The sequence below is a fragment of the Thermoanaerobacter sp. X514 genome, from assembly GCF_000019065.1.
Taxonomy (GTDB): Bacteria; Bacillota; Thermoanaerobacteria; order Thermoanaerobacterales; family Thermoanaerobacteraceae; genus Thermoanaerobacter; species Thermoanaerobacter pseudethanolicus.
The window spans coordinates 631166-646282 of the sequence record NC_010320.1 but is presented as its reverse complement, the minus strand read 5'-3'; the positions used below and the strand labels follow the sequence as shown (position 1 = coordinate 646282).

Here is a 15117-nt window from a genome sequence, read left to right as displayed (position 1 = left end):
GGAAAACCGTAAAAAGGAGGTAAGTAAATGGCCCGCTATATACTAAATAGATTAGTGGTTTCTTTAATTACTGCATGGTTCCTTGTAACTATAGTATTTTTCCTCGTAAGGCTCCTTCCAGGAGATCCATTTTTGAGTGAAAAAGTTACTCCGGAGATTAAGCAAAACATGATGGAATACTATGGCTTTGATAAACCGCTTCACGTCCAGTATATAACCTACATTTCAAACCTTTTAAAAGGCGATCTGGGATATTCCTTAAGGTATAGAAATAGAACGGTAAATGAAGTCATAGCACAGGCATTTCCTTATTCTGCCGATCTCGGGATAAGAGCTGTAATTTTCGCTACAATTGTAGGTATTTCTTTGGGAATAATTGCAGCTTTAAATCGCAATAAACCCCTGGATTATCTCAGTATGTTTATTGCTATCGTGGGTGTCTCTGTTCCCGGCTTTGTGATAGGGCCTCTTCTACAATATATTTTTTCTATCAAATTGAAACTCTTACCTGTAGCTCAATGGAAGGGTTTTGCATACACAATAATGCCGACTTTTGCTTTAAGCCTGGGTTCCATTGCACTAATGGCAAGGCTTATGAGGGCAAGTATGCTCGATGTAGTCAATCAGGACTATATTAAGACTGCGAAATCAAAAGGCCTTTCACCATCACAAATAGTATGGAGACATCAAATAAGAAATGCTATTTTGCCGGTAATTACAGTCCTTGGACCTGTAACAGCTACACTTCTCACCGGTACATTTGTTATAGAGCAAATTTTTGCAATCCCTGGACTTGGGAAATTCTACATTTTAGGCATTCAAAACTTAGACTATTCGATGGTACTTGGAATGACAGTATTTTATGGTCTATTCTTAATTGCAGCAAACTTTATAGTTGACATTATATACGGTTTTATAGACCCGAGAATCAGGATTGCAGGGAAATAGGAGGTAAAAAGATGATGCAGAACAGTGCGGGAGAACTTTCTCAGGAACTTTTTACTCATGTAGGCAAAAATATAAGTGAAATGGAGGCTATAGCAAGGCCAAGCATTACCTACTGGCAGGATGCATGGAGAAGGTTAAAGCAAAATAAAGCAGCAATGCTGGGATTAATAATAATTATACTTTATACTTTTCTGGCAATAGTTGGACCTTATATGACTCCATACGACTATAGAACTACAAACCCCTCTGAGATTAACCAGCCGCCTTCAGCCAGGCACTGGTTTGGAACAGATTCCTTAGGAAGAGATTTGTGGACACGCACATGGATGGGCGCAAGGGTATCCTTAATGATTGGTTTTGTGGCAGCGCTTTTGAACGCGGTAATAGGTGTTCTAGTGGGGGGAATCTCGGGTTATTTTGGTGGTAAAGTTGATATGATCATAATGAGGTTTGTTGATATTATGTATGCTATTCCATATATGATAATTGTTATATTGATGATGGTTGTCCTCGGGCAGGGTATTATGCCGTTGATTCTGGCACTGGTTATTGGCGGATGGGTTGGTATGGCAAGGCTTGTCCGCGGGCAGATTCTTCAGTTAAAAGAACAAGAATTTGTACTGGCAGCAAAAGTACTCGGAGCAAGTCATTCAAGAATAATTTGGAAGCACTTGATACCAAATGCGATGGGCGTAATTTTGGTAAACCTTACTATGTCTGTTCCGAGTGCTATATTCACTGAAGCCTTTTTAAGCTTTATAGGTCTTGGTGTAGTTCCTCCGCATTCAAGCTGGGGTCAGCTGGCATCTTACGGTGCCCAATCTTTTAGAGTATATCCCTACCAGCTTTTCATACCGGCATTCTTTATAAGTACAACAATGCTTTCCCTTAACCTCCTCGGCGATGGATTAAGGGATGCACTGGATCCAAGACTTCGCAGTTAAGGAGGTAAAAAGATGGAAAAACTTTTGGAAGTTAAAGATCTCGAAGTTTCGTTCAAAACCTATGCGGGGGAAATCAAAGCGGTAAGAGGTGTTAGTTTTGATGTAAACAAAGGTGAAACTGTGGCTATAGTGGGCGAATCCGGTTGTGGTAAAAGTGTAACTGCGCAGTCCATAATGCGGCTGATTCCCATGCCTCCAGGAATTATTAAAAAAGGCTCGATTATATTTGAGGGCAGGGATATAACCAAACTGTCAGAAAGAGAGATGGAGTACGTCCGCGGTTCCGAGATAAGTATGGTGTTTCAGGACCCCATGACATCCTTGAACCCCACTATGAAGGTCGGCGCTCAGATCGCCGAGAGCCTTATAAAACACCAGAAAATGAAACCTAAACAAGCCAGGGAAAAGGCCATAGAAATACTGAAGTTAGTAGGCATACCCAATGCGGAAAAACGTGTCAACCAGTACCCTCACGAGTTTAGCGGCGGCATGAGGCAAAGAGCGATGATAGCCATCGCACTGGCCTGCAACCCCAAACTTCTTATAGCCGATGAGCCGACGACGGCTCTGGACGTAACTATACAGGCACAGATCCTGGACCTGATGAGGGATTTGCAGAAAAAGTTAAACACAGCCATTATAATAATCACCCATAACCTGGGCGTCGTGGCCAATTTGGCCGAGCGGGTCCTGGTCATGTATGCGGGCAAAATAATCGAGCGTGGCAGCCTTGACGATATATTTTACAACTCGCGTCATCCCTATACCTGGGGATTGCTGATGTCGGTACCCACTCCCGACTTGGATAAAAGCAAGAGGCTGGCTTCCATAGACGGCACGCCGCCAGACCTCTTTGCTCCTCCGGTGGGCTGTCCTTTCGCTGCCAGGTGCGAATACGCTATGAAGATATGCTACGAGAGGTATCCGGAAGAATTCACGGTGGGCGACGGCCACAGTGTGGCCTGCTGGCTGATGCATCCCATGGCTCCAAAAGTGAAACCGCCTGTAGGAAAAGGGGTGACTTTACATGACGGTTGAAAGAATTCCTCTTGTCGAAATAAAGAATCTGAAAAAATACTTTAATGTGGGTAGGGGTGCGGTTTTAAAGGCCGTCGACAACGTGAATCTACAGATAATAGAAGGCGAAACCCTGGGCCTCGTTGGTGAATCTGGGTGCGGCAAGACCACTCTGGGAAGGACGATAGTAAGACTTTACGAACCCACTGCAGGACAGGTGCTTTTTGAAGGCAAAAATGTGCACAAGCTAACCGGCCAGCAGTTGAAGGAATTCAATCGGAAGGTTCAGATGATATTCCAGGACCCCTATGCTTCGCTGAATCCCAGGATGACTGTGGGGGATATAATAGGAGAAGGTATTGATATCCACGGCTTATATAAGAACAAAGAACGTACCGATAGAATATACGAACTTTTAGGCCTTGTCGGCCTGAACAAGGAGCACGCTAACCGATTCCCCCACGAGTTTTCCGGTGGACAGAGGCAGAGGATAGGTATCGCACGTGCCTTGGCAGTAGAACCGAAATTCATAGTCGCCGACGAGCCCATTTCCGCCTTGGACGTATCCATACAGGCACAGGTTATAAACCTGCTTATGGAACTCCAGCAAAAGCTAAAACTAACCTATATCTTCATCGCTCACGACCTGAGCATGGTAAAGTACGTTTCCGACAGGATTGCAGTTATGTATCTGGGGCATGTTGTGGAGCTGACTACGTCTGAAGACCTTCACAACAGGCCCTTGCATCCGTACACGCAGGCGCTTCTTTCGGCCATACCGGTTCCCGATCCGGAGACCGAGAGGAAAAAGGAGAGGATCCTGCTGGAAGGAGACGTACCCAGTCCCATCAATCCGCCGAAAGGTTGCAGGTTTGCCAAAAGATGCAGGTACGCCAAACCCATCTGCACCGAACAGCAACCGGAACTCAAAGAAGTGGAAAAGAACCACTTTGTAGCATGTCACCTATATTAGATAAAATACCGGCCAAACAGCATTTTAAGGCTGACGGCCGGCTTTTTTATTTGGCTTCCACAATATATGTAAACTCTTTTCAACATACGTTCTGTAGCTCATTTATCATTAATAAACTACAAAAATGAACTACAAAGATGGAGAACATTTTTGTCGCTTGCCATTTGGTATAACTACATACCTTCCGCATCCTTTTGAATTTCTTCTTCAAAAGAAAATTTGTCATTGTTTAGCTTCTCAACAAAAATAGGTTTAATGAATACAACAAAATACAAAAGACTTGCTAAAAGTATTATAAAAGTAATCAAGAAAGGATATGTATAATTCTTATTTTCCAATATATAGCCAGCTAAATAGCTGGCTATTGCTGATCCTATACTCCTTAAAAGTGACTTTTCTCCAGCAAAAAAGTCCCTCTTTTCTTCCTCTATCACAGACATTGTTTGACTTTCTATCATATTATTTAAAAGAGTAAAACACCCACTTCTCAATAAAAATATTGTTGAAAACATCATTACAGAAATATCATTAAAACTTAATATAAGTGCAAAAAATAAATTCATCCAATACACATAGTAAAAAGCTTTAATGGTTCCAAATTTGTTAATTACCCAAGGCATCACCATAGAAGCAAAAAACAAAATTAACCCATTTACTGTCAGAAAATATGAGATATATTCATCGCTCCAGCCCATCCGAAATTTCACAATCACATTTTGGAAAGGAACTATCATAGAAAAAGCCATCCCCGCCAAAAAAAGATAAAAAGTAATTAAAATAATTTTTTTATCAAAAACTTGGGAAATCCTAATATTTGACAATAATAACTTGCTCTTACCTTTATCAAAACTATTATTTAAACATGGCAATAAAATTCCCCTTAATAAAGCCGCCAGTAAAATAAAAATAGCAGATATATAGACTGCCCATTGATACTTTGTATTGCCAAAAGGCAGCCAATTAGGTATAAAACCTCCTAACAAAGTTCCCATACCACTAAATAAAGTGAAAACAGCAAATAAAAGGCTATAACTTACAGTTTCTAATTCATTTATTTTAGCATACGAAAACAAAAGCTGTATTTCTGTTGTAATCAAAAAGGAAATTCCTATAAATTGTATAATCTGTGCCAAGTAAAAAATTCCCATGGATTCCCCTAATCCAAAAAGCCCATATCCTATCCCTATAAGTGTTATTCCTGATATAAAAACGCGTTTTCTTCCAATATAATTAGCAAAAAAACCTGCCGGAATAGCAGCTGCTCCCATCACTAAAGTCCCGACAGAATTGAGAACCCCTATTTGTTCAGGAGATATGTTTAAAGCAAGCAAGTGCAAATTTAATACTAAGCCAAAAATCCCCATCCCTATTCCCAATAAAGCTTCAGTTGCTATAAAACGTTTTACTTCTTTGGGCAAAAATCTAATCTGTGCGATGAACGACATATATTTTCTCCTTTCCTCTCGTATATATCTTCCAAAAAAGCCGCTATAAAAAGCGGCTTTAGAAGTACTCAAAAGTTATCCATGTCTTCTTAAAAGAAGGTATTTCACAAAGTCATTGATTCCAAAGGAAAACAAAGCAGATAAACCAACGATCGGAATTGGTTTAACACCAGGAATTCCAAACATGACTAAAAGTGTAACAACAAAGATTGAGATAGTCTCACACAATGAAACACCAAATTTTGCCCAGCTTCCTTTTGAGATAATTCCACAGGAGATTATCCAAACTCAATCAACCAATGTTGATATAATCTCTGGTACAACAAGGACGTCTTATGGAATAATCATGGCTGTTGAAGATGCTCTAAACAAGGCAAGGATCGAATGTTCACAAACTTCACAAAATTAGTATAATTGTAAACTTAAGAAAATTAGGGAGTGTCCCATAAAATTCACAGGTGCACTCTCTTTCTTTTACTCCACCCATGGTCTTTTGAAATACTCCATCTGCCCAACAATTTGGACAAAGGTTCTGCTTTTAAACTCAAGCTTGCCAATCTTCTGAACAGGAAAAACCCCTGCAACACTGCTTGTTATGAAACATTCATCCATTGAGGTAAGATCATTTAAAGTTAAAAATTCTTTTTTTACAACATATCCTAAATCTTTTGCAACCTCACACACCTTTTTTCTCATCACACCCGGCAAAAGCCCGCAAGAAAGATGTGGTGTGAAAATTTCATTGCCTCTTCTAAAGAATATATTTGAAAATGCCGCCTCGCATATATGCCCTTTTTTGTTCAAAAAGAGGCAGCTATCATATCCTTTTTCTTTTGCCCTTGCCTCTTCTATCTGGTTTATTCCCATGTTGAAAGTCTTTATATAGTTTAAAATGTTGATTGGGTCTTTTTTTACTTTTGACACTGTCAAATCAAGCCCTTTTTTGAATAAATCATTTGTATATCTGATTCTTTTTTCAAATATTAAAAGCTGATTTTTAAAATATACCACCCTAATTGCGCCAAAACGTTCATTTTTTCTACAAACATATTCTCTTATCCTATACTTAAACTCATCATATGAAATTTCAAAATTCAAACATAGAACCCAAGAACCTCTTTTTAGTCTCTTATAATGTTCAGCCAAAAAATGAGCATCTCCATTTTTATAATATATTGTGTCAAAAGGAACAAGCCCAAGATTAAAGCTATCAAAATCATCTTCAAAAAACAATTTATAATCGTCCCCCTATTTCAAAAATTTCACATGTTTTTGCCTATCAAAATATCAAAAATAGGTTTTCCTTTGTGGAGTGTCTCTTCATACTCATCTTCTTCAGTAGAATCCCATACAATCCCGCCGCCAACATTAAAATAAGCAGTATTGCCTTCTATCACTAAGGTCCTGATTGCAATATTGAAATCCATGTTGAAGTTGTTTGAAATATACCCTATTGAACCTGTGTATATACCTCTTGGGTCCTTTTCTAACTCTTCGATTATCTTAATTGCATTTAACTTTGGGGCACCTGTGATAGAACCGCCCGGAAATGTTGCTTTTATTATGCTATCAAGCTCCACTCCCTCTTTCAAGTCGCCTTTGATTGTTGAAACAAGATGAAACACACTTGAGTACTCCTCAACCTCAAAAAGTTTTTCCAAAGTGATTGTATGTGGTGTACATATCTTTGCAAAATCATTTCTCTCAAGGTCAACTATCATCAAAAGCTCTGCACGGCATTTCTCATCATTTAAAAGAATCTCTTTCAATCTCTTGTCTTCTTCCTCATCCTTACCCCTTCTGATTGTCCCTTTGATAGGCTTTGTTATTATGGTTTTACCTCTTTTTCTCAAGAAAAGCTCAGGTGATGTTGAGATAATACTTGCTTTTGGTAGCTTTATATATGCATGGTATGCACCATAGTTTTTTGACCTTAAAGTTGAATATACATAATCTGGGTCAAAGCTGCCTTTGAACACAAAGCGCTGGGACAAGTTTACTTGATAAACATCCCCTTCATATATGTAATTTTTGATCTTTTTTATACACGCTTTGTATTCTTTCTTTTCAAAGTTGGTAACAAATTCTTCAACAACTGGTCTTTTAAATTCCATCACAAAAGAGCTTGGACTTTTTAAAAGCTTATCAATCTTTTCTAAATGCTCTTTTGAAGATAGACTTACATACATCTTTTTTTCAAGATGGTCAAGAACAATGAAATCCTCGTAGTACCCAAAGAAAGCTTTATAAACTGATGACACATCTTTCTTTCTTTTAACATTGTAAAGGTCCACTCCAAAATTGTAAGAAAAGTATCCTGCAAAACCACCATTGAAAATAAATTCTGAATCTTCTCTTCTTTTTAAAACCTCTTCCGAAAGCCTTTGCAGAAACTCAGACACATCATCTTCATCATTGCAAATAAACACATCTTTGGGGTTTACAAACAAGAAAGAATATCTTCCAAAGTTTTTGTTAAATAGATTGCTCTCAAGTAGTATTGAAAATTTATCATTCAGATAGCAAAACACATCAAAAGGATTTAAAAGACTATCATACACAACCATCTTCAAAAAACTTCACCCTCTTAAAAAGTTTTCTATCATCAAAAGCCCATCTTCTGTTGCAATCGATTCTGGATGAAACTGAACACCTTCAATTTGATAAAATCTATGCCTTATTCCCATTACCTCATCATTTTTTGTAATAGCGCTAATAATCAGTTCTCTTACATTCATACTATCTTTCTCCAAGATAAGAGAATGGTATCTTGTAACTTCTAAAGGACTTTTTAATCCCTTAAATATACCCTGTCCATCATGCTCTATTGTATCTACAATCCCATGTATAGGCTTTCTTGCCTTTATAAGCCTTGCTCCAAAGTACATCCCAATTGCTTGATGCCCAAGACATACGCCAAGGATCTTTTTTGTATCTTTAAAATTATCTATTATTTCAAAAAGTATCTTATCATCAGTAGGTCTTCCAGGACCAGGTGATAGAACAATGTGCGACGGATTAAATTTTTTGATATAATCAATATCAATCTCGTCTCTGTTTTTCACAATGGTCTTTGCACCAAGTCTTAAGAAATAGTTATACAGATTGTATGTAAAAGAGTCGAAATTATCAACAATTAGTACCATCTTCAAAACCACCTTTGTTGACTTTCACACTGCCTTTTTCAATATATTATCGTTTTGATAAAGCAGCTGTCAAGAAAGTTTAAAAATTTTGTGGACTTTTGAGTAAAAATAAGCTATTCACTAATCTACAAAAAACGATTATAATTTTACTTACAAGATTTTTTGAAGTGAGCTAAAGAGGAAAGATGGGAGTATCAAAGGTTTTTTACACAGACCTCAAAACCAAAACAGGGTATAATATGCTTGACATATACCAGTAAGTCCATCTGCTTACAAAATGGACGAAAGCAAATATACATATAACAAAGATTCAGACCAATGGTTTTGCATGGAAGGCAATCATACAGTAAAAAAAGAACATGTTAAGAGAAAAAAAGGCGGTAAATTTAAAGAGGATAGCCAACCTGGTATCCTCTTATTTTAAAACTTTTTTCTATATTATGGGAACAAAAAGTAGTTTTTCAACTACAAGAATAAATTTGTTAAACATCTCTGCATAAAAATAGGGCTTTTTCCAGCAATCTCGGACGGTTCTTCTGTCTGGGACAGAAGAACCGTCCCCTTGTCAGGAAAAAAGTAAGGCTCGTAATGGTCTTCGCTTCAGCCAGTACAAATCTCTTCATACCTCACTTAAAAGGCAAGGTATTGCAAAACCCATACTGACCTATGCTCGACTATTATAGATACCTTAGAAACCTTATGCACTTTGCATAAGACCTCCAGTCTAAGTACATAACGTACTTCGACCTGCGGAACCTATAATAGTCTTAGCTCGACTATAATACATCCTTTTTAGCCTAAAAATTTAGGCTTTACATGGACATATTATAATCTGCCCGCCGACTGGCATCCGACCTTTTGATCGAATACCAATCTTTGGCCGACCATCACAGAACTTGCGTCCTGTGATGATCTTGGCTCGACCATTACGAACCTTACACTATTATATTGCCCCTTTTTATTTTTTATATTCATTTATTTTTAAAAAAATTTTTACATAGAATACTGATAATTTAAAGCAATTACTTTTGGCTCACCTTCTAAATCTTTTTTAGTAATATCCACTTCTGTGGATAAAATCTTTTTACCTTTTGTCATATTTAAAAAGTTGTCCACAGTATCAATAGGGAAATTGATAAACTCTGTTTTGTAATGCATTGGAATAGTTATTTTTGGCTTTAACTGATTCATTACTTCTACCGCTTGCTTTGAATCAATTGTGTAATAACCACCTACAGGGATAAGTAGTACATCAACAGAACCTATTTCTTCAACTTGTTTTTCTGTTAAAACATGTCCCAAATCTCCCATGTGACACACTTTAATGCCATCAACATCAACGACAAAAACTATATTTTTACCTCTTTTTGCCCCCTGCTCCTCATCATGAAAAGTGCTTACACCTTTTATTTTTATGTCTTTTATATTATGCTCTCCTACTGTATCAACAATGTCAAAATTGCCTTTTACTGCTTTAAAATAATTGTGGTCAAAATGGGAATGGGAAGATGTCACAATATCTGCTTTTACATCCGGCATAGGGTACCCAACTGATTCATCAAAAGGGTCTGTAACAATAACCGTGCCCTTCTCAGATGTCAATTTAAAACAGGAATGACCCAACCACTTTATATTCATAAATTAACACCTCCTATCCATATTATACCACAAAAAATAGGCGGAAAACCGCCTATTACATTTTCTCTGGTGCAGTTATTTTTAATATATCTAAAACGTTCTTTATGACAGTCTTTACTGCTAATATAAGCACATACCTTGCTTTCATCAAATCTTCTTCTACGCCTTTTACTCTGTGACTGTTATAAAAAGAATGGAAAAGCGATGCTACATCAAGTACATATCTCGTAATCCTATGAGGTGCCAATGTCTTTGCTGCAATGGTAATTTCCTCTGGGAAATATGCTAATTTTTTAATTAATTCTTTTTCCTCTTCTTCTTTTAAAAGGCTTAAATCTACTTCATCTATATTATCTATCTTTACACCCTCTTCTTCTAACTGCCTTATTATGGAGCAAATCCTCGCATGGGCATACTGGACATAAAAGACAGGGTTTTCATTTGACTGTTCTTTAGCTAGGTCAAGGTCAAAATCAATGGAACTGTCTGCAGACCTCATGTTGAAGAAAAACCGCGCTGCATCTTTCCCTACTTCATCTATCAGATCTCGTAGTGTCACCATTCTGCCTGTCCTTTTGGACATTTTAACAACTTGACCGCCTTCTATGAGTTTCACAAGCTGCATTAAAACAACGTCAAGCCTGTCAGGGTCTATGCCAAGTGCCTGCATCGCTCCTTTCATAGGAGCAACATGGCCATGGTGATCCGCACCCCACACATTTATAACCCAGTCAAATCCGCGAGTTATAAATTTATTTTTGTGATAGGCTATGTCAGAAGCGAGATATGTAGGAAATCCATTGGTCCTAACTAATACATCGTCTTTTTCTGCGCCAAATAATGTCATTTTAAACCACAAAGCCCCGTCTTTTTCATAAGTGTATCCTTTTTGCTTAAGCTCTTCAATTACTTTATACACTTCTCCGCTGTCATAAAGAGATTGCTCAGAAAACCACACGTCATATTCTATCCCGTAAAGAGCTAAATCCTCTTTTATTTTTTCTAAATTTTTCTTAAGTCCATAATCTATGAGTGCCTTTCTTCTCACTTCTGATGGCACATCTTTATATTTATCTCCGTATATTTCTAAAAATTCTCTCGCTCTATCTATTATGTCCTCTCCTTGGTAGCCACCTTCGGGCACTTCAGCTGGTATACCCAATAATTGCAGGTATCTTGCCTCAAGGGAATATCCAAATTTTTCTATTTGATTTCCTGCGTCGTTTATATAAAATTCTCTTGTAACATCGTATCCTGCATAGTCAAGTACTGCCGCCAAGGCATCTCCCAAAGCACCACCTCTTGCGTTTCCCATATGCATAGGACCCGTCGGATTTGCCGATACAAATTCCACTTGCACTTTCTTGCCATTTCCTATATTTACACGTCCATAATCTTTTCCTCGTTCATAAACGAGCTTTAAAGTTTCTTCCAAAAATTTATCCTTCAAAAAGAAATTGATAAAGCCAGGTCCTGCAATTTCAATCTTTTCTATAAAAGTATTTGAAGGGTCCACTTTTGAAACAATGATTTCTGCAATTTTCTTAGGGGGCATTTTAGCCTGCTTTGCTATTACCATCGCTGTGTTTATTGCAAGGTCACCATGTTGTTTTTCTTTTGGCTCCTCTATTTCTATCTCTGGAATAACCTCTATATTCATCAAACCTTCTTTTACAGAATTCTCTATAGCGGTAGTCACCATGTCTTTTATTTCATCTTTTACTTTTTGTATAATGTTTTCCAAATCAGTTTACCTCCCGCACTTTTAAGTATAGTTCATTATCGCTCACAGTCTTGTTATTAAGGTCAAGGGCATATTTTATAGTAATCTCACCACCAGCTTCGGACATAGCCACTTTTACATCTGTTGGCAGTATTCCCAAAAGAATTTTTCCATAAGGGGTATCATAGTCAGACTCGTATCTTTTATTTTTTTCAAAAACCATTTTAGATTTGTTAGTGCCAAATCGCAATAATGTAACTTTGTCTTCTGTAATTTTTAAAGTAGTAGTAGTTCCATCCATTCCCGATAGTTCACTTTCTTCATATACTACATAAAAAGTATTACCTTTAATGTAAAAATTGCCTTCTGTAATAAGTTCTATTGTATCAGATTCATTTTGATCGTTTTTTTGAGTACCTTTTACGGATATAATCGCTTTTTTCAATTACCTCTCCCCTTCTTCCCTTATTTCTCACCATTCCCTACATTTTTCATTATGGCTCTCTACTGCTAAGTTTATAAGCTCATCCAATAATGTTGAATAAGACTTTCCACTTGATTCCCATAATTTGGGATACATGCTTATTTTTGTAAACCCCGGAATGGTATTAACTTCATTTAAATAAAGAGTACCTGTATTTCTATCCATTAAAAAGTCTACTCTCGCCATACCTCTCAAATCCAAAGCTTTGTAGGCCTTTATAGCAAGCTTTCTTACCTCTTCCATTTTTTCATCTGGAAGTGGTGCAGGTATTAAGAGAAGAGATTTACCCCCATCAAAATATTTAGCATTATAATCATAGAATTCATTAGAAGGAACAATTTCTCCTGCAATAGAGGCCTCGGGATTTTCATTACCCAAAACAGAGCATTCAATCTCTCTGGCATCTATTCCTCTTTCTATTAATAATTTTCTATCATATTTCGCAGCTAATTTCAAGGCCCCAGGAAGTTCTTCCTCGTTGTGGACTTTAGTAATGCCAACACTCGACCCCAAATTAGCAGGTTTTACAAAACAAGGATATCCTAAGTGTTCAATTTTTTTCTTTATAGCTTCTAAGTCTTCAATCTCTTTTCCATACACTACTACAAAATCAGGTGTAGGTAACCCCGCTTCCTTAAAAATTCTTTTTGTAAAAACTTTATCCATGCATAAAGCAGAAGAAAGCACATTAGCACCTACATAAGGCATGTCTAATAGTTCTAAAAGCCCTTGTATAGTCCCATCTTCTCCATTAGGACCATGTAAAACAGGAAATACCACGTCTATAGGATAAAAACCGTTTTCTCCATCTTCGAAAGTTATTATTCCTCTATACTTTGTAGAAGCTCCCATAATTGCAGGAATTCCTTCTTTTTCCCATTCTCCAGTTTCTATTTTCCCCACATCTCCTCTATACAGATACCATTCTCCTTTTTTTGTAATACCTACCATGTAAATCTCGTATTTATCTTTATCAAGGTTGTTTATTATAGACTTTGCAGACATTAAAGAAACTTCATGTTCTCCTGATTGTCCGCCAAATAAAACAGCTATTTTCTTCTTTTCCATTCTCTCACACTCCACTAATTTTTCTTACATTATCTTTATTCTACTCTTTTAAGAATATGTATTCAAGAAAAATTTTATTTTATAAATTTAAAGCCGGGAAAGAAGATGTTTCTTCCCCAGCTTGGTGGGCATTTAGAAGGTGGTATTTCCGTTGTTATAATTTCCCACAAGCATTTTTTCTGCTTTTTCGATTGCAAGTTTTACAAGATTACCGCAATTTCTAGAAGAAACACTTCCCCAACCTTCCTTCATTACTGTGTCGTAAACGCCGAGTTCTTTAGCCAACTCATATTTAAGTTGGTCAGACATTAAGCCTCTGCGTCTACCCATTTTTATCCCCTCCTTCTTTTGCCCTACAATTATTTTGCACTTTAAAAGCACTTTTATGTTATGGACTACATGGTCAAATCTCCATGTTCTGTTTTTATAACCTTTAAAATTTTTTCTTCATTTCCATTTAATGCATTTATATAGACGTAAAAAGTATCTCCTTTGTAGGTCCCCTTAAATTCATAAGCTAATACTTCTTTCCCGCTTTCTAAAGGAATAAGTGTTAATTTCCTTCCTTCTATTTTTAAATTTTTATTTACTTTTTGTTCCGCTTCTTTTTCCGTAAGTTTTGGTTTTTCTAATTTTCTTTCCGTATGATTCATGTAGTAAGCTGTAGCGTCAAATCCGATTATGTCACCATTGTCAAGTGCCACTTTCACTTTGACAATGTCTGGATACAAATATACCTCATCTTGTACAGGAACAAAATTAAACTGTACACTACCATCTGCCTTCATAGAATAAGTACTTTCCACGTTTTTGAAACCGTGTTTTTCTAAAAATTTTTTAGCATACTGCAAAGCTTGTGATTGAGAAATATTTATTTTATTCACACTTCTCTGATCCATCATCCATACAACATATCCACCTTTTTGACTGACATTTATATAAACAGGTAATTTACCTGGAGATTTTAATTCTACGCCATAGGCTTTTATTTTTCCATTGTTAGGACTATACTTGTTTTGTGATTCTACAGGCTTTCCATAAAAATCTTTTGCTATTTGTAAAGCTCTATCGTAAGAAACTTCTTTCCCAACTAAACCTTTAGGTGTAGTCTTTGCTAAACTTTCAGAAAAAGGGCCGTCATATATCAAAGTAGGGTAATTTGTCATAGTCTGATTGACATTACTCATTTTTACATTTAAAATCTTTCTATCAATCTCTCCCATTTTTTGTGTACCTTTTTGACGTAAGTTTCCAAGTTCATATCCACCTTGAATTTTTTTTCTTAAGTCTTGTAAGTTTTTACCTAAAAATACCGCATAATTCTGTAATTTCGTAAGGGTTTCTAAATCTTGTTGTGATAATTTTTGCCCTGAAGCAACTTTTTTTGTAAGACTGTAAGCGTAATCGCCAATTTGTGTCAAAAACTTTGAAGTATTATCTATTTCAGGCTGCCCTATAGGAAGTTGATTTAAGTGCTCTTGCCCTGAAAAAGCTTCTCTCCATATTTCATCTAAAATTGGAATAGTAGTTTTATCTGAAGAAGCTACCATTAGTTTTCCCATAGAAGTTTCGATGTTCTCTACGTTAGACACCAATTGATAAAAAGACCTATCATATTGTGCTTGTAAATACCTGTGATAAGAAATTTTTTCAATATATTGTCTATATCCCCATGCTCCGAGGATTAATATTAAAATTAAAGCAAAAGCCGTCAAGCCCCGTTTTAACATT

Annotated in this window: 15 protein-coding genes; 5 read left to right on the top strand and 10 right to left on the bottom strand. The window is 36.7% G+C overall.

Features of this window, described 5'->3' with window-relative positions; genetic code table 11:
- Positions 1-27: 27 nt before the first annotated feature.
- The 4 genes from TETH514_RS03165 to TETH514_RS03150 are packed head-to-tail and all read left to right on the top strand — an operon-like array spanning position 28 to position 3882.
- Positions 28-948, top strand: a complete 921-nt coding sequence (locus tag TETH514_RS03165) for an ABC transporter permease (RefSeq protein ID WP_003868872.1) — start codon at positions 28-30, stop codon at positions 946-948.
- Positions 949-959: 11 nt separating this feature from the next.
- Positions 960-1892: an ABC transporter permease gene (locus tag TETH514_RS03160; RefSeq protein ID WP_012268613.1), complete on the top strand. Its 933-nt coding sequence runs from the start codon at positions 960-962 to the stop codon at positions 1890-1892.
- A 12-nt stretch (positions 1893-1904) separates the two neighbouring features.
- The gene (locus TETH514_RS03155; protein ID WP_009052145.1) at positions 1905-2930 is read left to right on the top strand and encodes an ABC transporter ATP-binding protein; all 1026 of its coding nucleotides are present in this window, start codon (positions 1905-1907) and stop codon (positions 2928-2930) included.
- The gene (locus TETH514_RS03150) at positions 2920-3882 is read left to right on the top strand and encodes an ABC transporter ATP-binding protein (protein ID WP_009052144.1); all 963 of its coding nucleotides are present in this window, start codon (positions 2920-2922) and stop codon (positions 3880-3882) included. Before TETH514_RS03155 ends, TETH514_RS03150 begins: the two co-directional genes overlap by 11 nt.
- 173 nt (positions 3883-4055) lie before the next feature.
- Here the strand turns inward: TETH514_RS03150 and TETH514_RS03145 are convergent, their stop codons facing one another.
- A complete protein-coding gene (locus TETH514_RS03145; protein ID WP_009052143.1) occupies positions 4056-5327 on the bottom strand; it encodes an MFS transporter in 1272 nt (423 codons plus the stop codon).
- A gap of 115 nt (positions 5328-5442) precedes the next feature.
- On the opposite strand from TETH514_RS03145, the gene TETH514_RS03140 reads away from it, so the two are divergent.
- Complete coding sequence (locus tag TETH514_RS03140) at positions 5443-5736, top strand: FMN-binding protein (protein ID WP_009052142.1); 294 nt, start codon at positions 5443-5445, stop codon at positions 5734-5736.
- Positions 5737-5801: 65 nt separating this feature from the next.
- Here TETH514_RS03140 and TETH514_RS03135 read toward each other — a convergent pair whose 3' ends face one another.
- The 9 genes from TETH514_RS03135 to ypeB all read right to left on the bottom strand — a co-directional run bounded on the left by TETH514_RS03135 (position 5802) and on the right by ypeB (position 15116).
- Complete coding sequence (locus TETH514_RS03135) at positions 5802-6560, bottom strand: aminotransferase class IV (protein WP_009052141.1); 759 nt, start codon at positions 6558-6560, stop codon at positions 5802-5804.
- Positions 6561-6589: 29 nt separating this feature from the next.
- A complete protein-coding gene (gene pabB, locus TETH514_RS03130; RefSeq protein ID WP_009052140.1) occupies positions 6590-7900 on the bottom strand; it encodes an aminodeoxychorismate synthase component I in 1311 nt (436 codons plus the stop codon).
- A 6-nt stretch (positions 7901-7906) separates the two neighbouring features.
- The gene (locus TETH514_RS03125) at positions 7907-8473 is read right to left on the bottom strand and encodes an aminodeoxychorismate/anthranilate synthase component II (protein ID WP_003867635.1); all 567 of its coding nucleotides are present in this window, start codon (positions 8471-8473) and stop codon (positions 7907-7909) included.
- Between the two features lie 993 nt (positions 8474-9466).
- Entirely contained in the window at positions 9467-10111 is a 645-nt protein-coding gene (locus TETH514_RS03120) for an MBL fold metallo-hydrolase (RefSeq protein ID WP_009052139.1), read from the bottom strand.
- A gap of 55 nt (positions 10112-10166) precedes the next feature.
- On the bottom strand, positions 10167-11855 hold the full coding sequence (argS, locus tag TETH514_RS03115; RefSeq protein WP_009052138.1) for an arginine--tRNA ligase: 1689 nt from the start codon (positions 11853-11855) through the stop codon (positions 10167-10169).
- Between the two features lies 1 nt (position 11856).
- The gene (locus TETH514_RS03110; RefSeq protein WP_009052137.1) at positions 11857-12279 is read right to left on the bottom strand and encodes a DUF1934 domain-containing protein; all 423 of its coding nucleotides are present in this window, start codon (positions 12277-12279) and stop codon (positions 11857-11859) included.
- A 27-nt stretch (positions 12280-12306) separates the two neighbouring features.
- Entirely contained in the window at positions 12307-13386 is a 1080-nt protein-coding gene (locus tag TETH514_RS03105) for a D-alanine--D-alanine ligase family protein (RefSeq protein WP_009052136.1), read from the bottom strand.
- Positions 13387-13518: 132 nt separating this feature from the next.
- Positions 13519-13716: a small, acid-soluble spore protein, alpha/beta type gene (locus TETH514_RS03100; protein WP_009052135.1), complete on the bottom strand. Its 198-nt coding sequence runs from the start codon at positions 13714-13716 to the stop codon at positions 13519-13521.
- Positions 13717-13781: 65 nt separating this feature from the next.
- Positions 13782-15116 (bottom strand): germination protein YpeB, encoded by a 1335-nt coding sequence (gene ypeB, locus TETH514_RS03095; protein WP_009052134.1) that lies wholly within the window; start codon positions 15114-15116, stop codon positions 13782-13784.
- Between the last annotated feature and the right edge of the window lies 1 nt (position 15117).